The following is a 20,532-nucleotide window of genomic DNA, read 5'->3' on the forward strand; positions in this document are numbered from 1 at the left end:
GCACGTACCCAATCCCTTCCAGTCCCCTTTCAGGGAGACAAGGAGAGTTCGTCATGTCTGACGAGCTGCTTACCCGCCTCCTCGCGAAGCGCGAGAACGAGGCCAAGGCGCGCGAGGGCCTCGTGGCCAAGCGCAAGGCAATCACCGACCTCGCCGAGCAGGAGGTCCGCGAGGATCTCTCGGAGGAGGAAGACACCGAGTTCCGCACCCTCACCTCTCAGATCGCCGAGAAGGACGAGGTCATCAAGAGCCTCGACGAGCGCATCAACCCGCTCGTGGAGGAGCGCCAGCGTGAGACCACGCTGACGGCCGGCGCGATCGCGGTCCGCAAGGCCCGTCAGAGCGTCGAGGTCACCAAGGAGGGCGTGACCTACGAGAAGGGCAATGGCCGCTCCTACTTCCGCGACCTCGCTCTCGTTCAGTCGAACCGCGACGACGGCACGGCGCTCGCCCGCCTCCAGCGGCACTCGCGGGAAATCGACCTCGAAACCCGTGCCGATCTGAACCGCACGGACGGCACTGGCGGTTACTTCACGCCCCCGCTCTGGATGATGAACGAGTGGATCGCGCTCGCCCGTCCGGGCCGCGCGACGGCGAACGCCGTGTCGAATCAGGCGCTTCCCGGCGGTACGGACTCGATCAACATCCCGAAGATCGCCACTGGTACCGCGACTGCGGTCCAGACGGCGGACAACGCGGCTGTGAACGAGACGGACCTCACCGACACGTCGGTGCAGGCGGGCGTCAAGACCATCGCCGGCCAGCAGTCGATCGCGCTCCAGCTCATCGAGCAGAGCCCGGTCAACTTCGATCAGGTGGTCTTCCAGGATCTCGTGGCGGACTACAATCAGCGCCTCGATCTGCAGGTCATCAACGGCTCTGGCGCGTCGGGGCAGGTGCTCGGAATCCTGAACACCTCGGGCATCCAGACGGTGACGTACTCGGATACCACGCAGAACGCGGGCACGATGTACGCCGCGATCGCGAACGCGATCCAGCTCGTCCACACTGGCCGCTTCCAGCCGCCGACGGCGATCATCATGCACCCGCGCCGCTGGGGCGGCCTCCTCGCCGCGCGCGACTCGCAGGGCCGCCCGCTGTTCCTTCCGAACGTGCAGGGGCCGGTCAATGCGGGCGGCATCCTCTCCGATGTCGCGTCTCAGGGCGTGGTCGGCAACGTGCAGGGCCTGCCGGTCATCACAGACCCGAACATCCCGACGAACCTCGGCGCGGGCACGAACCAGGACACCATCCTCGTCCTGCGCGCCTCTGACTCGATCCTCTTCGAGGGCGGCGTCCGCACGCGGGCCCTCATGGAGGTCAAGGGCCAGAACCTTGAGGTCGTCCTTCAGGTCTACAACTACGTGGCGTTCACCGCGGGCCGCTATCCCGCTGGCATCACGCAGATCTCGGGGGCGGGCCTTACTGCCCCGAGCTTCACCTGATAGGAGCATGATGCACGCCGAGGCCTTGAACTGGCTCACGCAGCACGCGCAGGGCCTCGGTCGCATCGGGCTCCTCGTCGATGTGGGCGGACGGAACATCAATGGCTCCGTCCGCCCACTCTTCGACGCCGAAAGGATCATCGGCGTCGACCTATACCCCGGCCCGGAAGTCGATGTCGTCTGCGACATCCGGGAGTGGGAGCCTGACGCCCTCGCCGACGTCGTGGTGTGCGCCGAGGTTCTCGAGCATGCGCCCGACGCGGCAGGGGTGGTCAAGGCATGCCGCAGGCTCCTCAAGCCCGGCGGCCGGCTTCTTCTCACCGCCGCCGCCCCTCCGCGCGCGCCCCACTCGGGCCATGACGGGCTTGATGTGCGCGAGGGCGAGTATTACGGCAATGTCGAGCCCCTCGCGCTCACCCGCTGGCTGTCCTGCTTCTCCCACCACGAGATCACCTACGTCCGCCACCATGGCGACGTCTACGCGGAGGCCATCGCTTGAAGATCATCCGCTCCTTTCCGAAGACGGTCCCGGGCGGACGGGCATACGTGCAGGACGACCTCCCGCGCTTCGAGATGGAGACCTACGACTATCGGGGCCTCGCTGACGCCTTCCCGGACGATCTCCTGCTCCTGGAGTGGGACATCGCCGTGGACAAGGACGCCATCGAGCGGTTCGTTGCCCATTGCGAGGCCGAGCCTGACCGTGTGCGGGTCGCCCCGTACCGGCTGTGGGCGCCGACCGGGTCGAACGACCCGATCCTGAACGCGCCATGGGCGCACCGCGCCTATCACTACCCGGCGATCAAGGCCACGTGCCGTTTCGTGGACGAGGGCGAACCGACGTGTCACCTCTTCGGCCTCGGCATGGTCTATCTGCCACGCGATATCCTCCGGCACTACTCCGACGTCGCACCCGGCCACTTCTCGGACGGCTCCTTCTCGGCATGGCACTCCAACACGGTCTCCTTCGAGACGCCGATCGCGTGGGATGTCCGCCCCGTGCACCTCCACTTCCCGATCGAACGGATGGGCTCATGAGCGACGACCCCACACCCTACGTCCGCGCGCTCGCGGAAGAGTACCGGCGCTGCGTGCAGGCCGGAGCGGCCCATATCACGATCTGCGTTGTCGAGGAGCTCACACGGCACGGCTGGAACTTCGATGACCAGACGGGCGGACTCGTCCGCATCCAAGAGCGCGCCGTCGTGAAGTCAGCCCCTGAGACGCCCGAGTCCCCCGCTCCGAGGCGCAGGGCCGCCACGCTGAAGGAGTAGCCGATGGCCACGGATCTCGGCGACGTCATCCGCCTGACTTGGTCGGACTATATGCCGGATGGGATCACCCTCGCGAATGCGACCTCGGTGACACTGACGATCACGCTTCCGGACGGGTCCGCCGTCTCCCCGACTGTGACGAATCCACCGGCTCAGACCGGCGTCTACCTCTACGACTACCAGACCACCCAGTCGGGACGCCATACGGCCCGCTGGGTCGCTACGGGAGGCAATCCCGGCGCGCAGTCGCAGAGCTTCAATGTCCTGCCAGCGGACCCGGGCTACATCGTCCCGGTGCAGGACATCCTCGACCAGCTCAGCATCGTCAATCCGACGAACTCTGAACTTGAGGAACTTCGGAAGTATCTCGGAACAGCGTCGGCCATCGTCGAAAGCCTGACGGGCCGCACCCTAGTCTCACGGTCCTTCACAGAAGAGCTACGGGCCACGGACATCGACCACGCCGTGATCCTCTCGCACATCCCTGTCGTCGCGATCACGTCCGTGACGAAGGTCGATGACCCGGCGAACACTACGTGGACCGGCTCCCAGCTCCACGTGGAGCCGGACGGGCGCACGTGGGCTCTGACGGGGAATGCGGCGCTCACCGGTCGGGTCACCGTCGTCTACACGGCAGGGCAGCCGATCATCCCAGATACCTGCATCCTCGCGACGGCGATCATCGTGCAGCACCTGTGGCGCACGCACCGCGGCTCCTCGGGCGGCTTCATGCCAGGCATGGGCGGGACATCGGGCGATGACACGGTGAACGTTCCCGGCTATTCGTATGCCGTGCCGCGCAAGGCTGTCGAGATCCTCGGCGCCCCGCTCCCGGGGATCGCCTGATGGCCACGGTCGCGTCTCGCATCCCTGCGACGATCGACGCCCTGATCTCGACATGGAGGGCCGCAGCGCTGACCGTCTGGGACGGCCCAGTCCCGGAGGACAACTACCGCGCGGCGATATTCGTCGGCTATGACGCGGCCGGCGTTGAGGAGAGCGCATTCGCGTCCGCGAACGTGAGGCGCGTCGACTGGGGGCCGATCGGCAACCGTGCACGGGACGAGGAATTCTCGATCATCTGCGCCGCCGTGGCACTCGGCGACGGCACGTCGTACAAGTCGGCTCGTGACGCTGCGTTCGCGCTGGTGAACTCTGCGGATGCGGCGGTCAGGCCTAAGCCATCGGACCCATCGTTGGGGCTCCTCTCCGGTGTCGCCCCGTATCTCGTCGCTGCGATCCGCGTCGAGGACTTCTTCCAGGAGCCGACTGAGAACGCAGGCCCACAGGCCCGCGTCGTGTTCGCCGTCGATGTCAAGACCCGCATCTAAGGAGCGCCCCAGTGATCAAGATCAAGAACGTGTCCCCGTTCGGGGACCTCGACGTCCCCCTGCTCGGCCAGTTCGTCAAGTCGGGCGAGGTGGTCGATGTGGACGAGGCGCATGCGGCGCTCCTGCTCATCCAGCCCCTGAACTATGCGCCCGGCGACAAGGCCGCCGAGGCGTTCCTCAAGGCCCTCAGCGCGGCAGCCCCGGCCGAGGAACCCGCCGCAAGCATTCCCGACGACGCCGGAAAGGGTGAGACCGCGTGACCACACAGCTCGACTCCAGCATTGGTCTCAAGAAGGAGACCACCTACGGGACGGGCGTGACCCCGGACCACTTCCCCGAGTTCCTCTCCGAGTCGCTCGAGGCGAAGCTCGACATCAAGCAGGGGCAGGGCTTCCGTGTCGGCTCTCGCGTCGGGCGCGTCGAGCGCCGAGTCCTCGGCAAGCAGTGGGCTGAGGGCGACATCGAGATCGAGATGGCGGCCCGCGGCTGCGGGATCTTCCTCGAAGCCCTTCTGGGTGCCTCCGTGTCCACAGCTCTGACGGCCCCGGCGTATCAGCAGAATTTCACGCTGGCGACGTCTGATCCGCTCAACTCGTACACGATTCAGAAGGGCATTCCGCTCCTCGGCGGTGGCGCGGCTCAGGCACACACCTTCTGGGGCGCGGTGTGCACGAAGGGCGAGCTGTCCTCATCGCAGGGCGACGTCGTGAAGCTGAAGACGTCGTGGAACGCGAAGCAGGTTGACACGGCGACCGCGTATGCGGCGCCGTCCTATGTCGCCTCGAATGAGGTCTTCTTCTTCTCCGAAGGCGCGATCACGATCGGCGGCACCCCGACTGCGCCGACTGCGACGGCGCTCGCCTCGGGCGGCACGTCTGTGGGCGATGTGGTGGACTTCTCGCTCTCGATCGATTCCAAGCTCGACACGAATGGCTTCACGTACGGTGGGGGCGGCAGGCAGAGCCGGCGTCCTGTGGTCGGCGGCATGGCGGACATCAAGGGGAAGATGACCGTCGAGTTCGACTCGACCACGATGCGTGACGCCTACCTGAATCAGACGTCGCTGGCCGTGGTGCTGACGTTCACGTCTGCCACGTCGATCGCGACGGGCATTTTCAACACGCTTCAGGTCTACATTCCGGCGATCCGCACGAACGGCGACCTGCCCAATGCGACGAACGGCGTCGTGAAGCAGTCGATCGACTTCGACGTGCTCGACAACGGTTCTGGTGCGTCCCCGGTCACTGTGTGCCTGCGGACCCTCGACACGGCGGTCTGATTGGCCATCGGCGTGCAGCTCTCGCCGGAGTCAATCGCCAAGCTCCGGCGCATGGCCAAGGAGGCTGGGCCGAAGGTACAGCGGCGCGTGAATAAGGGCCTCCGCGAGGCGGGTCGCGTCGGGTCGGAGGCTGCCAAGAAGACGGTGCGCGCCGCGAACCCGCCCAAGGCGGACCAGCGGACTGCATCTGCGGTCCTGCTCCGCAAGGAGAAGCAGTTCGGCCGCAATCATGGCCACACGGGCCTCCGGGAAGGCATCGCCAAGGGAACGCGCGTTGCCCTCGGTGGCAGGCGAGGCGTCCGCATCGTCTCCAGCAGCCGATACCTCGCTGAGAACCAGAAGGGCATGAACCGGGTGTACCGGCTCAAGACCTTCCGCCACCCCGTCTTCGGCAACAAGAAGGCATGGGCGAAGCAGCACGGCCTCGACTGGTTCTACGGCCCAATCAGCAAGACAACGGTCGAGATGCGCGCGGCACTCTTCCTCGCCATGAAGCAGGCGTCCGACGATATCGCGAAGGGATAGCGCGTGAAGCAGATCGAGATCAACGGTATCGCCTACGACATCGAGGGCGTGATCTACCGGACCGAGCTCGGTACCGCGAAGGAACTCCTCCAGTCGGCTGGGTTCGGGATCAAGACACTCTCTGAGCGGATCCGGAATCTCGGGACATTCCTCGACATCCTCGAGGATGTCGATCAGCTCGAGGCGTGGTCAGCGTTCCTCTGGCTCGTCCGGCGCAATTCCGGTGAGGCCGTGACCTTTGAGGAGGCCTCGCACGTCCGAATCGAGTCGATCCGATGGGTCGGCGGGGACGCACCAGCAGAGGATGATGCTGCGGCCCCAAAAGATCCGACGGGTTCAGGTCAGGACGCCGCCCGAGCCGTAGCCGGAACCAAGGCGAAGACCTCATCGAAGACGTCGAAGAGTCGGTCTACTCGAACATCGTCTTCGTCTCGCACCACTGGCCAGGGATAACGCACCAGACGGTCTGGTCGATGCCCTATGACATGTGGCTCCGCTATCTGGATGCCGTCAAGTGGCTCAAGGACAACAAGGTCGGATGGTGGGGGGTGAGTCTCGGTGGCTAGCACTAGCCTCGTCTTCGACATCTTCGCGAAGGACCACAACACCAAGCAGACGTTCGAGGGCATCGAGAAGGCCGGTTCGAGTGTCGGGAAGACGCTCGGAGCCGCCCTCGGTCCACTCGGCCTCGGTATCGGGGCCGGCCTCGGCGCTGTCGAGATGGCCAAGGGCATCGGCGAGATGGTCAAGGCAGCGGGAGACTTCCAGGCCGCGAACACGCGCCTTGTGACCTCTGCGGGCGAGTCCCAGCAGAACCTGAAGCAGGTCGGCGACGGGATGCTCAAGGTCGCGCAGGACACTGGCACGACGATCGATAACCTTGAGAAGGGCGCGTACTACATCGAGTCGGCTGGCTATCACGGTGCCGACATGCTCAAGGTGCTCACGGCGGCGGCGCAGGGCGCAAAGGCCGAGGGGTCCTCGGTGGAGACCGTGGGCGATGCCGTCACATCGACGTTGCGGGACTACCACCTGACCGCGGATCAGGCCGCGAACGTGACGTCGAAGCTCATCACGGCGACGGCTCAGGGCAAGACGACGTTCGAGCTGTTCTCCGGTTCGCTGCACTCGGTGCTGCCCATGGCTGCCGCAGCTCACATCAGCCTCGACGACATCCTCGGCGACCTCGCGTCGATGACGGTGCACGGCATGAGCGCGGATCAGGCGACTCAGAACCTGAATGACACGATCCGGCACATGATCAACCCGACCCAGCAGCAGACCAAGGAGTTCGCCCTCTTCGGCCTGACCGCTCAGGGAGTTGCCGACGAGCTCTCCTCGAAGGGCCTGTCCGGCACGCTGGACATGCTGCACGACAAGATCGTCAAGGCCATGCCGCCGGGCTCCGACAAGGTGCTCCTGGACGTGAAGACGGCCCTGAACGAGCTTGACCCGAAGGTCCAGCAGTTGGGCCAGCACCTCTTCGACGGGTCGATGGGGTACAAGGAGTGGTTCAAGGCCGCCATCGAGCTTGACCCGGTGCATGAGAAGCAGATCACGCAGCTCGCCACACTGCTCGGCTCGACTCACGCCCTCGGCAATGAGCAGATCTCGGGCGAGAAGGTTCTGCAGAACTACGCGCAGGCTTGGCGGCTCCTGACCGGTGACGCGACTGGCACGAACGTGGCCCTCATGCTAACGGGTGAGAACGCCGACTATACGCAAGGCGCGATCAAGGCGGTCGCGGGTGCGGCGGCCGACGCCTCGGGGAATGTCAAGGGCTGGTCGGAGATCCAGGACAACTTCAATACGAAGCTGGACCGCGCCAAGGAGATCTTCGAGACCATGTCGATCAAGATCGGCTCGAAGCTTCTCCCGGTCCTCGGAGACGCGCTCGACAAGTTCACCGAGTTTGTCACCGATGTCGCCCCGATGCTCAGCGGATTGTGGGAGAAGGACATCCAGCCCGCGCTGGACAACATCTCCAACTCGTTCCTCGGCGTCTTCGGCGACAGCAGCGGCACGGCAGGGACCACGGGCAACGCGGCGGACGGTTTCGGCACCGCCATGGACAAGGTGGGCACGAATGCCGACGGGACACTGGGCAAGGACGGTACGGTAGCCAAGGCGGCCAAGGAATTCGGCGACTCCATGAAGCAGGTCGCAGATGGCATCAAGAGTGTGACCGACGCGCTGCCGAAGCTCGACAAGGCCGTGGACGACACCACCAAGAGCGTCGATGACAACGGCATGCAGATGCATGAGCAGGCTGTCGGCAGCCTCGCTGCCATCGAGACGGCAATTGGTCTGCTGGCCTTCACTTGGGGCAGTCTCGCGTATGAGGTGGGCGGCGCCGTCGGGCAGATCGTCGGCGATATCGAGAGGCTCCCCGACGAGGCCGCCGGGTTTGTCGCCAGCTTCCAGACGAAGATCGTGGGGGCTTTCGGGGATGCCTCTCTGTGGCTCCTGAACGCGGGCGGGGATATTGTCCTCGGCCTCGAGAGGGGCATCGAGGGATCGGTCGACCTCGCGGTGCATGCGGCCGAGAATCTGGCGGGCAATGTCCTTGATGCAGCCAAGACCGCCCTCGGCATCCACTCTCCGTCGAGGGTGTTCCATGAGATCGGCCAGAATGTCGGCCTCGGGTTCGTCGGCGGCCTCGATTCCACGCACGGCCTCACGCGCAACGCGATGGGCCGGTTCGCCGATGCAGCGATGGCCGGCTTCGGCTACTCGTGGCCAGACTCGGGACCCGGCTCGGGGGAATTCGGCGGTGGGCAGGCGCTCCCATCCTCGCTGCGCCTTGTGGTCGACGGGCACGAGTTCCACGCCTATGTTGACGGCCGCGCGTCCCGCGCCATCGACAACGCCGACTACTACGCGGGACGGAGGCCGTCGCTGTGAGCGTGACGACGCGGACGAATGACCTCCCGAATCCGTCGTTCGAGACGAACACCACGGGCTGGGCGGGGACGAACTGCACGCTCGCGTCATCGACGGCGCAGGCGTTCTCGCGCACCCATTCGCTCGCCATCACGGCGTCTACGGCGGCTGCGTTCAGTGTGAACACGCCGACGGGGACCTCGGGGATCGCGGTCACGGCGGGCACGTCGAAGGCGTTCCAGGTGCAGGCGCGCACCGCAGTGACCGCGCGCACCGTGACCGCCACGATCCTCTGGTACACGGCAGCCGGGGCAGCCAATGGCAGCTCTGCCGGGACGGGCGTCACGGATGCGTCGACTGGCTGGACGATCGCGACGGTCGTCGCCACGGCCCCGGCCAACACCGCATTCTATGCGGTTCAGGTGTCGTACAACACGGCGGCGTCGTCCGAGGTGCATTACATCGACGCGTGCCTCGCCGAGACATCTACGGTGGTCGGCTCGTACTTCGACGGGTCGTTCGTGAACGCGGCTGGCGTCGTCTATGCGTGGACCTCGACGGCTGACGCCTCGACGTCGACCGCGACGACGTACGCCCCGTACATCACGCTCGTGCAGGGCACCACGCCGAGCCCGAACGTCCAGGTGACGTGGCAGGACTTCGATCAACAGTCGGGCGGCGACACGATCAACGTGTGGCGCACGGTGGACGGCGTGCGCAGGCCAGTGCGGGGATGCAGGCGCATAAACGTCGTCGGATCCGGGTTCACGACGGACTACGAAGCCGCGCTTGGGAGGTCGATCTCCTACGACATCGAGATCCTCTCAGGCGTGTGCGCGGGCGTCGTGGTGACCACCGCGACGACGACGATCACCTCGTCTGCTTCGGGGTGGCTGTCCGATCCGCTCGCGCCGGCTTCGGCGATCCCGGTCTATGCGGATGTCGGGCCGAACGGGGAACCGGGGCTCGATTGGGACGCGCTGCCATCGTGGGACTACAAGGCGACCGTGACGAAGCTCGACGTGGCTGGGACGAATGAGCCGGTCGTGCTCGTCGGGCAGCGTCAGGCTGCGGCGAACATCGACGTGAAGGTCACGACCCTTGCTACCGGCCAGTCGAACTCGCTGCGGACCATCTTGAAGCAGGCCGCAGTGCTCCTATTCCGCCCGCTCGTCGGGTGGGCGTCAGGGCTGCCAGGACTCGGCTACATCGTCGCTCAGGACATCATCGAGGCGCCTGTCAACGAGAAGATGGGCGGCCAGATGGTCGGCTGGCAGATAAAGGCCGATACCGTCACCCCACCCGCCGCGCAGGTCGTCGTCCCGACCGTCACCTACGGCACGGTCTCCGGAAATTACGCGACATACGCCGCATTCAACGCCGCCCACTCCGGGCAGACATATCTCGCCATGGAGCAAAGCCCGTGACCCGATCCCCCTAAAAGGAGACGCCCGTGGCCGCCGTCCTCATGTTCCAGAGCTACCAACTCTCGGCGTCGGCGGCGGACACGGGCAGGCTCGTCTCCCTCGACCAGCCGTGGATCAAACTGGGCATCCGCGTCGCATCCGTCACCGGGACGCCCTCGGTGCTCTTCAAGCTCCAGTGGTCCGACGACAACGCGACGTGGACCGACGACGCGACGTCAATCGCGACAGTGACCGCTGCCGGCGTCTACACGTCCGGGCCGCGGACCCTCCAAGGCTTCTACTGGCGGATCACCGCGACCCTAACTGGCACAGGCTCAGTAGTCTGCACGGCGGGGGCGATCTACTGAGATGCGCACCCTCGACGCGAACAGCACGAATGCGCTCGCGGGATCGCGGCCGGGGGACACGATCACCGTCTGGTGCTGGTACAACGGGCAGCTCGCCTACCCGGACCCGATACCTGTGGGCCAGTGGTCGATGTCCTATGACACGGGACGCCAGATTCAGACGCTCGACCTCGAAGTCCCCGACTCGGACGGCACGAAGGCCCCGTGGCTCCTGAGCGATCCGCTAGGCGTTGCGGGATCGCGGCTCCAAGTCTTCTACAACGTAGGCGGGGCCGGGACCGTCGCATACGACTGGTTCAGGATCTCGCAGGCCGACCCCGAGGAGACGTGGCGGTCGTATCTCGTCACGAACCAGGGCGTCGTCAACCGTGACACCCCGATCCCCAATGGCAAGTCGGTCAGGTGGGCGTCTGGCGGTGCGCGGACCCGGCTGAAGGCCGACTCCCTTACCCGGAACATTGCGAACGCCCAGTTCCTCGCGCCATCATCCCCGGCGGCTGGCTCCCCGACGGTGGTGTCCGAGATCAAGCGGCTCCTGACGGACCTTATGCCTGTGACGGTCCTCTCGGGCGTCACAGACGCAGCGGTTCCTTCCACGCTCGTGTATCCGCAGGATCGGCTGGCGGCTGTGCAGTCGCTTGCGAAGCGCGTCGGGGCTGACATCCGCACGAATGGGTCCGGCCTTCTCGAGGTGTACCCGATCGCGAACACGGGCACCGTGTGGACGCTCGCGCCCGGCGTCGAGGGCTTCCAGATCGACGTCCAGCGCACTATGAAGCTCGACGGGCTGAACAACGTGTTCGTAGCCGACGGAACTGGATCAGGGTCCGGGCAGAGGGCCATCCGGGGGATCGCGCGTGTCACGGGCGGTCCGCTCAAGGACGGTGGCCCGCACGGGTCGTACCCGGTGTTCGTGTCCTCGAACCTGATCGCGACGCAGGCCGATGCCGATGCGTATGCGGCGACGATGCGCGATACCCAGCTCGACGGGCTCCTCGTGCAGATGGTCGCGACGTGCCTCCCGCACCCGGGCCTGCAGATAGGCGACTGGATCACGGTGCAGGCCGTCACGACGGCGCCCGCGAAGCAGGTCGTCTCGTTCCCAGCCCGTGTCCGCACCATCGATCTGAGGGGGCACGACTCGACTGTGGACGCCATGACCCTCGGCCTGGATGCCTCTTACAGCGATGTGGCGTCGGTCTTCTCGGGGGTGGCTCGTGGCTGATCTGAACCGGGTGCTGGCGCTTCTGGCTCAGCCGCAGGCCACGCGGTTCGTCCGCGGTGTCGTGGTCGCTCCGGCGTCCGGCTCGACGGGCTATTCGCTGAACATCAACGGGAGCGCGCTGCCCGCCTCATGCGCGGATAATGTCGCGGTTGCGGCGGGCGACCCAGTGCTGTGCGTCCTGATCGACTCGGGCAGGGGCGGCGCGGAGGCGATCATCCTGTGCCGCCTCTCCACATCGGGCATCCACCCAGCCACAGGAACAGTCACCAGCGTGCCCGGCGGGTCGAACACGATCGTCGTGACCGGCACCGACGGCATGACGTACAACGCCTACGCGCAGTCAGGCTACACGCCCGCCGTGAACGACAACGTCGACATGGTGTTCCTCGCCGGGGTGCCCTACGCCACCAAGGCGATTGCCACCCCATCGGCCACGGTGAGCCAGCCGATCACATCGCAGGGCTCCGGGCCATCGACGGGAACCACGCCGTTCACCGCATCGGACTCGGCCACCTTCTGGGCAACGGGCGGGTGGGGTTCGTGGGGCAATCAGGCCGACGTCTATGAGGGAACGTGGAATGGCTCGACGGTCCACGGCGCGTGGTGGTACGGGGGTGGCCCCACCCAGCTTGCGGGCCGCACCATCGCCGCCGCCCGGTTCACGTTCGGGGCCCGCATCGGCGGCTCGGGAAACTACAACGCCCCCGCGTCAGTGAACATCTGGACGCACTCGGCCTCGTCCCGGCCCAGCCAGTTCACGGACGTGACCCTGCTCAATGGGCCGACCACAGTGACCATCCAGCCTTATGCGTCGCCGACCGTGACGCTATCCGCCGCACAGGCAGCCGACCTCGTGAACGGCGGCGGCATAGCCATTTTCGGCGGCGACTATGCCGCCTTCCAGGGAGTCCAAGCCAACGCCGCCTCCGGGCAGCTCGCCTTCGATTGGAGCCGCTGACATGGCACAGACCCTCACGAATGGGATCGTCGTCCCTACGAACCCGGATGCCTTCGCGAACTTGACGACAGATCTCGCGACGATGGGCAACTCGGCGAACGTCGTGATCCCCGTAGCGTCGCAGGCTGCGCGGGACGCGCTGGTGAAGAAGAACGGGCTCCTCGTGTGTCGCCTCGATCTGGCTGGGTGCCCGATCCAGCGTTGCGACGGCACGAACTGGACGGGTGCCATGGCGTGCGTCCTCACGGCGGGAACGTCTCAGAGCTTCGCTGATGGCACGACGGCGCAGGTCCAGTTCAACACGGTGGTTACTGACACGGGCGGCATGTCGAACATCGGTGCGAACCCGACCCGGATCACCATTGTCGGGCCGGGCCGCTATGAGGTGTCCGGCGGCGGCGGCTTCTCCACGAACACGGCGACCGGCCGCGTCGTCGCATGGTTCCGGAAGAACGGCACCGACATCGGCTATGGCGGCCAGGCGGTTCCCATCACGAACCAGGGCGCGATCAGCCAGTTCTCCGCGAAGGCCGTCGTCACGCTCGACCTCGTGAACGGCGACTACCTCGAGCTGAATCTGTCGCAGTCGTCCGGGTTCGCGCAGACCCTCGGGTCGAACCCGTGGCAGACCGGGTACCTCAGCGTAGTTCAGGTCGGGTGAAGGGGCAGCCATGGAGCAGTGGACGGCGCTGGGGGCAATCGCGACGACGGTGGGGGTTGGGGTGGCAATCGTGGGAGGCCTGTTCGGCTGGCTGTCGAGGCAGTTCGCCAAGATCACTGATCACCTCACAGAGCAGGACGGCGACATCCGCGAACTCAAGGCCGACATGCGGTGGGTCAAGGACGAGCTGAAGAACAAGCAGGACAAGCCGGGGGGTGGATCGTGACCCTCAAGGTCGGAGACTACGCCAAGGACAGCGGCCGAGCCCCGGACTTCGGTGACGACGATGCGGTGATCCTGAACTGCACCCCGCAGAACTACAACTTCCGGTTCCAACTCGCGAAGGCTGTCAGCGAGGGGCGCCTCATCGGGTATTACACGTGGCCGTTCGCGTACGGCGGCAACGGGACACAGGATGGCGCGAACTGTGCTGCTGCCCTCGCGAACTGTCCGCACGGCCCCGTGTTCTGGGATGTCGAGCAGGGCAGCTACGGCGGTGCTAATCCGGTCACGGAAGGCCTCGCCTTCATTCGCGCCGTACAGGCAGCAGGCCGCGGGGCGCACGACTACATCATGGGCTCGCTCGTCGCGGGCTATGACTTCTCCTCGCATGTGCAGGCCGGGGCTGGCCTCTGGGTCGCCCAGTACAACGCCGCGCTCACCGTGAACCTCGGCGCATGGTCGCAGGTCGGCCCGATCGGCTGGCAGTGGGGCGGCACCGGCACGGCACCCGGCGGCGGGGACGCCTCCACTTTCTTCCTCGACCGCGCAGACTGGGCCGCGATCTCGGTCCCTCCCGGCGTAAACCCCGACTCAGGCAACGTCACACCTATCGGAGGATTCATGGCACTCTCTGACTCGGAGCAGACCGAACTCCTAGCGCACGCCCGCAACATCAACAACGAGACGGACGCTCTCGTGCAACGCACGAATGACCTCGCCGAGGTCGTCGAGAACGTTCGCAAGCTCGTCTACGGGCAGGCCGATCTCGCGGCGATGGTCCAGAACCTCACGCCCGCGCAGGTCGCCGCGGCAATCCCGGCGGACATCGCCAAGGCAGTCGCCGACGAGCTGGCGAAGCGGCTGGCGGCCACGCCATGACGCGCTGGCAGGTGTACTGGTCGATCTGGGCGTGCGGGTCGTTCCTGACCTTCCTAGGGCCCGAGATTTACGCCCTGTGCACGAACGTCGAGAACACGCTGTCCTTCACGGTGTGGGATCTCGAGGGCGGCCAGCCGGGCGACCCGATCACGAAGTGGACGAGCACGCACGTCCTCTTCGGCGGCGTGCTCACGGTGGTCCTGCTCTGGCTGATCGGCCACCTCGTCTTCGGCGTCTGGAGGAACTGGAAGTGAGTCCGACCCACCACACTCGGCACTGGGAATCCCATCCCGCAGTGCGGACCGGTTCCGACCTGTCCTTCGGGGAGCGCGCCGCCGACTGGATGCGGTCCTCGATGGGCTCATGGGGGTTCATCTTCGGCTTCCTCGGCTTCATGGGCGCGTGGATGACATGGAACGCCGTTGCCGTCTTCGGTCTCGGCTTCGACCCGTTCCCCTTCATCCTCCTGAACCTGATGCTCTCCACCCTCGCGGGCCTTCAGGGCGGCATCCTCCTCATCGCAGCGAAACGCGCCGACGCCGTGAGTGCCGCACTGGCCCAGCATGACCGGGAGACCGTCGCGGAGCTGGTGAGCATCAATGAAGCGCAGACGGAGATCCTTGAGACGATGCGCGCCCACCTTGGGATCGGAGGCTGAGATGGACCTCGGACAGCCGACCGACGCGCAGGCGTGGATGCTCTACTCGCCCATCGATGACGTGCACGGCGCGCTTGTCGACGTCCTCAAGGGTGCGCAGCACTCGGTGGTCGTGGCGATGTACGGGTTCGACGATGACGAGCTCGCGGACATCATCCTCGCCCACATGAAGGACCCGAACGTGTTCGTGCAGCTCACGCTCGATCGTTCCCAGGCGGGGGGCGTCCACGAGAAGCTCATCCTCCAGAAGTTCCCGAACAGCCGCGTGGCCATCGGGACGTCCGAGAAGGGTGCCATCATGCACAGGAAGATGGCGGTCGTGGACGGCGAATGGCTCATCGGCGGCTCGACCAACTGGTCAGACTCGGGCGAGACGAAGCAGGACAACGAACTCACCATCCACCACAGCCCCAAGCTGTGTGCGCGCGCGCGGACGGTCCTCGACATCGAGCACGACCACGCACTCGAGCAGATGAAGGCGAGGGCCTGATGATGCCCGTCTTCGTCGTCGGCTGCATGATCGGGGCCGGTATCGGTCTCACCGTCGGCGGGATCATGTATGCCCGCATCCTCTACAGCTTCGTCGAACGCGGCGAGGCGGACTACATCCTCCACAGGCTCTAGGAGTCAGCAGTGAAGAAGATCCTTGTCTATGCCAAGTCCATCGCGGCGCTCGTCGGTTCCGTCGTGACCGCCCTCCTCGCTGTCCTGCCGCCTGATCAGTACAAGTGGCTGACGATTGTGGGTGTCGTCGCGACGACGGTCGCGACGTGGGCTGTGCCGAACGCAGTCCTCGATTCCGTCTCGGCTGAGGCTGTTCCGCCCGCTCCCGCCAAGTAGTCCCCACCCGTGCCCGAGGAGGTGCCCTGTGACCGTTCAGGTTTCCGGCAAGTTCACTGTGCAGACCCAGACGGGGCATGTCGCCGCCGTGGGGTATCTCCGGTGGTCGCCGACGGTCCGTGTCGGCTCGTCTTCGGAGGTCGTGCTTCCGGCGTCGTTCGATGTCGTCCTCGACAACACGGGCTCGTTCTCGGTGAACGTGGATCCGACTACATCGAATTGGTGTTGGCAGGTTGTCGAGTACATGGTTGGACAGCCCACCACGACGCATTGTTTCAGCCTCCCGGGCAGCGGTGGCCCGTTCACGTATGGGTCGCTGGCCGAGGTTGACCCGAAGACCTTGACCGCCGCCGCGCCTACCCCGGCGTGGGTGGCGATGGCGAACAGCACGGTCACGTCGGCCGCGGTGGACGGCTCGGGGAATCTGATCTTAACCCGGACGGACGGCACCACCGTCAACGCCGGGCAGGTCGCAACACCATCGCAACCGCCTATTGCGGGGGCGAAGCTGGCCGCAATAGGAGACTCGATCACAGCTACGAATGACTACGAGGCCGGGTTCAACGGGCAGACAAACAACCTGTATCAGGACTCGTGGCTCGACTACGCGTGCCTGATGTCAGGCGGCTCCCTGCGTCGGGGTATCAATGCTGGGATCGCCGGTCAGACGAGTGTGCAGATGGCCGCGAGGTTCCAGAATGATGTCCTGTCCACCAAGCCGTCAGTGGCCGTCATCCTCTGCGGCACGAATGACGTGGGCCAGTCGGTTTCGGCGGGAGGCTCAACTCCCGATGCAACTACCATCGCCGGGTTCCAAGGCTCCATCCAATCCATGGTGCAGTTGGCCAACGCCGCACACGTTCGGGTGATACTGTCCACTATCCCTCCGAACAACGCCTCCAACCGGCACTATCTGATCACGCAGCTGAACCTCTGGCTGAAGCTCTATGCATCGACAAACGGCCTCACCCTGCTGGACTTCTACGGGCAGGCGGCAGACCCGACGACCGGGAATTACCTCATCTCTTGGGGTTCCGGCGATGGGACGCACCCCGGAACCGCTGGCCAACAGATGTTCGGACAGTACGTCGCGAACAAGCTCTCGCCCCTGATGCCCGCGAACTCGCCGTTCGTCGCGCAGGACGACGCCGACCCGGTCAGCATCCTTACGCACCCGCTGTTTCTTGGGGGTGCCCTGAACGGGCAGGGGATCCCCCCTGGGTGGCAGATCGCATCCGGGTTCCCATCGGGCCTGGCTGTCAGCTATGTCACGGACTCCGCGGTCGGCGGGAATATGTGGCAGGTTCAGAGCGCGGCCACGGCCTCCCCGTACTACGTCCAATTCCCGCTCCCGTCAGCGAAGTGGTCCGTCGGGGACCGGCTGGCAGTCGGCGGGATCATCACGACCAACGGCGGGAACACCGCGACGGTCGCGTTTCAGAACCAGTCCGGCGCGCTCGCGAAGTTGACCCCGGCCAAGGCTCTGACCCGCGGGTACTTCTATATGGAACAGGTCGTGCCGTCCGGCAGCACCTCGATGTACCTGAACATCAACACCCCGACTGGCACAGGCATCTCGGCCTTCGGGCAGCTCGGTGTGTACAACCTCACGAGGCTCGGGCTGACCAGCTAACTTCCAACCGCGTGCCGCCGGCACTTGGAACCATCAAGCCAACTCCAAGCCTGGTTTGTACTTGGAACAGCGAAGCGCCCCACCCTCCCGCACGGGAAGGTGGGGCGCCTTTTGGTGTCTGGCCCCCAAGTCAGCGTTCGTAGATCAGTCCGTGGAAAAAGACTGACGTGAGGTAGATCAGGACGGGCAGCGCCGTAAGCGCGATGATCCACAAGGGGATGAGGGCGCCCCAACTGAGCCGGAAGCGTGGGACTTGCTGAGAATAGATGGGCGGGTAATGCGGCTGCGGCTGCTGGGGTGGACCCAACTGGGGGTCCGGCGGGGACCACTGCTGCTGTGGTTGGTATGGAGCGGTCATCGCTATCCCCTTGATCCAGTCGGTGGAACGATCTGCTCCCAATGGTCCGACAGTGGCTCCCGAGGCGTCAATACCTTGATTGGCTAAAGTGATGGCTACAGTCGCGGGAGCCGATCCGCGCCAGCACTGGGATGCATGGCTGTCTGCGTCATTGTCCAAATATGCCACAGGGTGTGGGCGGGAATTCATGAGATTCCGCTCACACCCTGTGGCGTCGATCCGGGGCGCAGAACCCGCTACGAGGCGAGCCCCTTGTCCTTGAGCCAGGCCTTCGCGGCGTCCGCCGGGCTCTGCTTCTGGTTGCCGCTCACGGCGCGGTTCAGGTTGATGAGATCCGTGGTCGTGAGCTTCGCGGAGACCGCGTTGAGGGCCTTCTTGGCGGCGTCCGAGAGGTTGGTCGTGTTGACGAGCGGCACGACCTGCTGGGCGATGAAGTTGTTCTTCGGGTCGTCGAGAACCACGAGATCGTTGTCCGCGATCGAGGGCGTCGTCGTGAAGATGTCCGCGACCTGGATGTCGTTCGAGAGGAGCGCCTTGAGCGTGACGGGCCCGCCGCCGTCGCTGAACGACTGGAACTGCTTGGGCACGCAGTTGTACTTGTCCTTGAGGCCGGGCAGGCCGTAGGCGCGCTGCTGGAAGGTCGCGGGCGCTCCGATCACGAGGTCGCCGCAGACCTTGGCCATATCCTCGATGCTCGAGAGCGAGTACTTCGTGGCCGTTGCCTTCGTCACGACCATCGCGTCCTTGTCCTCGGCCTTCGCCGGGTCGAGGATCGCGAGCCCCTTGGGCAGCTTGCCGGGCAGGGCCGAGGCGATGTCCGAGGCCGAGACCTGGGTGGCCTTCGTGTCGATGAAGAGCAGGAGGTTGCCCGTGTAGTCGGGGACGACGTCCACGGAGCCGTCCTGGACGGCCTTGTAGTAGACCTCGCGCGCGCCGATGTTGGGCTTCGTCGTCGCCTTGACGCCTGCCGCGTTGAGCGCGCCAGCGTACAGCTCGGCGATGATCTGGCTCTCGGTGAAGTCCGCCGAGCCGATCACGAGTGCCTTGCCCGAGCCGGAGCTCGCGCCGGCGCTGCCCGTGCTGAGCGGGTTCGAGGATCCGCCGCACGCGCTCAGCGCGAGGCTCAGCCCGAGGCCCGCCGCGAGGGCGGAGAGCACCCGGCGGCGCGGGACAGTGAGGGGTTGAGGGGTCATGGCGTTCCTTCCTTGACGATTTCCTGGACGAGCAGATCGGGGGCTGGCAGCTCGGGGGCCGGCAGCTCCCGGGAAGTGCTGCGTGGAGCGAGGCGGCGCAGGATCGCGCCGAGCACGAGGTCGGCGACGACGGCGAGAGCTGCGACGAGCACCGAGCCGCCGAGCATCTGGGGGTAGTCGGAGAGGGCGAGGCCGTCGAAGATGTAGCGGCCCAGCCCGCCGAGGTTTGTGTAGGCCACGACGGTCGCGGTCGCGATGACCTGGAGGACGCCCGCGCGGATCCCGCCGAAGATGACGGGGAGCGCGTTGGGGAGCTCGACGAACAGGAGGACCTGATGCTCGCGCATTCCCTGAGCCCTCGCCGCGTCGACGACGACGGGGTCCACCGCCGCGATGCCCGAGTAGGTTCCGGCGAGGACGGGCGGCACCGTGAGGATGACGAGGGCCCAGATGGGCGGCATGAGGCCGATGCCTGCGAGGAGGACGAAAAGGACGAGGAGCCCGAGCGTGGGCACGGCACGCAATGCCCCGGCGAGGCCGACGACGACGACGCGCCCCCGGCCCGTGTGCCCCACGTAGGCGCCGATCGGCAGGGCGATCGCGCACGCAATCGCGACGGTGAGGAACGTGTAGAAGATGTGCTCGCCGAGGCGTGCGGGGATTCCCGCGTAGCCGGACCACTGCGCCGGGTCGGTGAGCCACGCCCACGTGAGTTCGACGAGGCTCATGGGCGCGAGGCCTTCCCGCGCGGGCCCAGATCCCCGAGCCGAGCCCACGGCGAGAGGAGCCGGCCGATGATCACGAGCGCGACGTCGAGCAGGAGCGCGAGGACGAGGATCGAGACGAGACCCACGACGATCTCGGTGATGAAGTCCCTCTGGAGGCCCTCCGTGAACAGGATCCCGAGGTTGGGCATGCCCACGAGCGCGGCCACGCTCACGAGAGAGACGTTGCTCACCGAGATGGCCCGCAAGCCCGCGATCAGGACCGGCAGGGAGAGCGGAAGGTCGACGCCGAAGTACCTTGTGACGGGCGTGTGCCCAAGGGCGGTCGCGGCGAGGCTCAGCTCCCCGTCGACCGAGTCGAGCGCGTCGAGCGCTGATCGCACAAGGAGCGCGACGGCGTACACGGTGAGGGCCACGATGACGTTGGCCGGGTCGAGGATCCTCGTGCCCAAGACCACGGGCAGGATGATGAACAGCGCGAGGGACGGCACCGTGTACAGCACCGAGCTCACGGTCAGGAGTGCCGTGCGCCACGTGTGCCGGCGGCGCACGAGCTGGGCGAGCGGAAGGCTGATGACGAGGCCGAGCATGAGGGGAACCACGGCGAGGATCAGATGCTGCCCCGCGAGCGAGGCGATCCTGCCGAAGTTCTCGACGGCCCACTCCATG

27 protein-coding genes are annotated in these 20,532 nt (G+C 66.0%); 24 read left to right on the forward strand and 3 right to left on the reverse strand.

The window, feature by feature from the left end; genetic code table 11:
• The first annotated feature begins 53 nt into the window (after nucleotides 1–53).
• From SPF06_RS01035 to SPF06_RS01150, 24 genes are all read left to right on the forward strand, one after another.
• Complete coding sequence (locus SPF06_RS01035; protein WP_323277067.1) at nucleotides 54–1,445, forward strand: phage major capsid protein; 1,392 nt, start codon at nucleotides 54–56, stop codon at nucleotides 1,443–1,445.
• 7 nt (nucleotides 1,446–1,452) lie between these two features.
• On the forward strand, nucleotides 1,453–1,944 hold the full coding sequence (locus tag SPF06_RS01040) for a class I SAM-dependent methyltransferase (protein WP_323277068.1): 492 nt from the start codon (nucleotides 1,453–1,455) through the stop codon (nucleotides 1,942–1,944).
• Nucleotides 1,941–2,483, forward strand: a complete 543-nt coding sequence (locus SPF06_RS01045; protein ID WP_323277069.1) for a hypothetical protein — start codon at nucleotides 1,941–1,943, stop codon at nucleotides 2,481–2,483. Before SPF06_RS01040 ends, SPF06_RS01045 begins: the two co-directional genes overlap by 4 nt.
• The gene (locus tag SPF06_RS01050; protein ID WP_323277070.1) at nucleotides 2,480–2,719 is read left to right on the forward strand and encodes a hypothetical protein; all 240 of its coding nucleotides are present in this window, start codon (nucleotides 2,480–2,482) and stop codon (nucleotides 2,717–2,719) included. Before SPF06_RS01045 ends, SPF06_RS01050 begins: the two co-directional genes overlap by 4 nt.
• A gap of 3 nt (nucleotides 2,720–2,722) precedes the next feature.
• A complete protein-coding gene (locus tag SPF06_RS01055) occupies nucleotides 2,723–3,565 on the forward strand; it encodes a hypothetical protein (protein ID WP_323277071.1) in 843 nt (280 codons plus the stop codon).
• The gene (locus SPF06_RS01060) at nucleotides 3,565–4,050 is read left to right on the forward strand and encodes a hypothetical protein (RefSeq protein ID WP_323277072.1); all 486 of its coding nucleotides are present in this window, start codon (nucleotides 3,565–3,567) and stop codon (nucleotides 4,048–4,050) included. Before SPF06_RS01055 ends, SPF06_RS01060 begins: the two co-directional genes overlap by 1 nt.
• An 11-nt stretch (nucleotides 4,051–4,061) precedes the next feature.
• Nucleotides 4,062–4,310 carry a hypothetical protein gene (locus tag SPF06_RS01065; RefSeq protein WP_323277073.1) on the forward strand — a complete coding sequence of 83 codons (249 nt, stop codon included), beginning with the start codon at nucleotides 4,062–4,064 and terminating at the stop codon, nucleotides 4,308–4,310.
• Nucleotides 4,307–5,329 carry a phage tail tube protein gene (locus SPF06_RS01070; protein ID WP_323277074.1) on the forward strand — a complete coding sequence of 341 codons (1,023 nt, stop codon included), beginning with the start codon at nucleotides 4,307–4,309 and terminating at the stop codon, nucleotides 5,327–5,329. Before SPF06_RS01065 ends, SPF06_RS01070 begins: the two co-directional genes overlap by 4 nt.
• Complete coding sequence (locus tag SPF06_RS01075; protein WP_323277075.1) at nucleotides 5,330–5,854, forward strand: hypothetical protein; 525 nt, start codon at nucleotides 5,330–5,332, stop codon at nucleotides 5,852–5,854.
• Nucleotides 5,855–5,857: 3 nt separating this feature from the next.
• Nucleotides 5,858–6,307: a hypothetical protein gene (locus SPF06_RS01080; RefSeq protein WP_323277076.1), complete on the forward strand. Its 450-nt coding sequence runs from the start codon at nucleotides 5,858–5,860 to the stop codon at nucleotides 6,305–6,307.
• Between the two features lie 105 nt (nucleotides 6,308–6,412).
• Nucleotides 6,413–8,758 (forward strand): phage tail tape measure protein, encoded by a 2,346-nt coding sequence (locus tag SPF06_RS01085; protein ID WP_323277077.1) that lies wholly within the window; start codon nucleotides 6,413–6,415, stop codon nucleotides 8,756–8,758.
• Nucleotides 8,755–10,164 carry a hypothetical protein gene (locus SPF06_RS01090; RefSeq protein ID WP_323277078.1) on the forward strand — a complete coding sequence of 470 codons (1,410 nt, stop codon included), beginning with the start codon at nucleotides 8,755–8,757 and terminating at the stop codon, nucleotides 10,162–10,164. Before SPF06_RS01085 ends, SPF06_RS01090 begins: the two co-directional genes overlap by 4 nt.
• 26 nt (nucleotides 10,165–10,190) lie before the next feature.
• A complete protein-coding gene (locus SPF06_RS01095; RefSeq protein WP_323277079.1) occupies nucleotides 10,191–10,511 on the forward strand; it encodes a hypothetical protein in 321 nt (106 codons plus the stop codon).
• A 1-nt stretch (nucleotide 10,512) separates the two neighbouring features.
• Entirely contained in the window at nucleotides 10,513–11,736 is a 1,224-nt protein-coding gene (locus tag SPF06_RS01100; RefSeq protein WP_323277080.1) for a hypothetical protein, read from the forward strand.
• On the forward strand, nucleotides 11,729–12,694 hold the full coding sequence (locus SPF06_RS01105) for a hypothetical protein (RefSeq protein ID WP_323277081.1): 966 nt from the start codon (nucleotides 11,729–11,731) through the stop codon (nucleotides 12,692–12,694). The genes SPF06_RS01100 and SPF06_RS01105 overlap by 8 nt, the downstream gene beginning before the upstream one ends.
• Nucleotide 12,695: 1 nt before the next feature.
• Nucleotides 12,696–13,355, forward strand: coding sequence for a hypothetical protein (locus tag SPF06_RS01110; RefSeq protein WP_323277082.1), 660 nt, complete (start codon nucleotides 12,696–12,698; stop codon nucleotides 13,353–13,355).
• Nucleotides 13,356–13,365: 10 nt separating this feature from the next.
• On the forward strand, nucleotides 13,366–13,581 hold the full coding sequence (locus SPF06_RS01115; protein ID WP_323277083.1) for a hypothetical protein: 216 nt from the start codon (nucleotides 13,366–13,368) through the stop codon (nucleotides 13,579–13,581).
• Nucleotides 13,578–14,456 carry a hypothetical protein gene (locus SPF06_RS01120; protein WP_323277084.1) on the forward strand — a complete coding sequence of 293 codons (879 nt, stop codon included), beginning with the start codon at nucleotides 13,578–13,580 and terminating at the stop codon, nucleotides 14,454–14,456. The genes SPF06_RS01115 and SPF06_RS01120 overlap by 4 nt, the downstream gene beginning before the upstream one ends.
• Entirely contained in the window at nucleotides 14,453–14,710 is a 258-nt protein-coding gene (locus SPF06_RS01125; protein ID WP_323277085.1) for a hypothetical protein, read from the forward strand. Before SPF06_RS01120 ends, SPF06_RS01125 begins: the two co-directional genes overlap by 4 nt.
• Nucleotides 14,707–15,114 carry a DUF1003 domain-containing protein gene (locus tag SPF06_RS01130; protein ID WP_323277086.1) on the forward strand — a complete coding sequence of 136 codons (408 nt, stop codon included), beginning with the start codon at nucleotides 14,707–14,709 and terminating at the stop codon, nucleotides 15,112–15,114. Before SPF06_RS01125 ends, SPF06_RS01130 begins: the two co-directional genes overlap by 4 nt.
• Nucleotide 15,115: 1 nt before the next feature.
• On the forward strand, nucleotides 15,116–15,604 hold the full coding sequence (locus SPF06_RS01135) for a phospholipase D-like domain-containing protein (RefSeq protein ID WP_323277087.1): 489 nt from the start codon (nucleotides 15,116–15,118) through the stop codon (nucleotides 15,602–15,604).
• Nucleotides 15,604–15,738, forward strand: a complete 135-nt coding sequence (locus SPF06_RS01140; RefSeq protein WP_323277088.1) for a hypothetical protein — start codon at nucleotides 15,604–15,606, stop codon at nucleotides 15,736–15,738. Before SPF06_RS01135 ends, SPF06_RS01140 begins: the two co-directional genes overlap by 1 nt.
• Before the next feature lie 9 nt (nucleotides 15,739–15,747).
• A complete protein-coding gene (locus tag SPF06_RS01145) occupies nucleotides 15,748–15,954 on the forward strand; it encodes a hypothetical protein (protein WP_323277089.1) in 207 nt (68 codons plus the stop codon).
• Nucleotides 15,955–15,982: 28 nt separating this feature from the next.
• Nucleotides 15,983–17,587: a GDSL-type esterase/lipase family protein gene (locus SPF06_RS01150; protein ID WP_323277090.1), complete on the forward strand. Its 1,605-nt coding sequence runs from the start codon at nucleotides 15,983–15,985 to the stop codon at nucleotides 17,585–17,587.
• A 594-nt stretch (nucleotides 17,588–18,181) separates the two neighbouring features.
• Here SPF06_RS01150 and SPF06_RS01155 read toward each other — a convergent pair.
• The 3 genes from SPF06_RS01155 to SPF06_RS01165 are packed head-to-tail and all read right to left on the reverse strand — an operon-like array spanning nucleotide 18,182 to nucleotide 20,531.
• Nucleotides 18,182–19,138 carry an ABC transporter substrate-binding protein gene (locus SPF06_RS01155; protein WP_323277091.1) on the reverse strand — a complete coding sequence of 319 codons (957 nt, stop codon included), beginning with the start codon at nucleotides 19,136–19,138 and terminating at the stop codon, nucleotides 18,182–18,184.
• Nucleotides 19,135–19,866 carry an ABC transporter permease gene (locus SPF06_RS01160; RefSeq protein WP_323277092.1) on the reverse strand — a complete coding sequence of 244 codons (732 nt, stop codon included), beginning with the start codon at nucleotides 19,864–19,866 and terminating at the stop codon, nucleotides 19,135–19,137. Before SPF06_RS01160 ends, SPF06_RS01155 begins: the two co-directional genes overlap by 4 nt.
• Nucleotides 19,863–20,531, reverse strand: a complete 669-nt coding sequence (locus SPF06_RS01165) for an ABC transporter permease (RefSeq protein WP_323277093.1) — start codon at nucleotides 20,529–20,531, stop codon at nucleotides 19,863–19,865. Before SPF06_RS01165 ends, SPF06_RS01160 begins: the two co-directional genes overlap by 4 nt.
• Nucleotide 20,532: the final 1 nt, after the last annotated feature.

Origin of the sequence: Sinomonas terricola, from assembly GCF_034931225.1 — a bacterium.
Lineage (GTDB): Bacteria > Actinomycetota > Actinomycetes > Actinomycetales > Micrococcaceae > Sinomonas > Sinomonas terricola.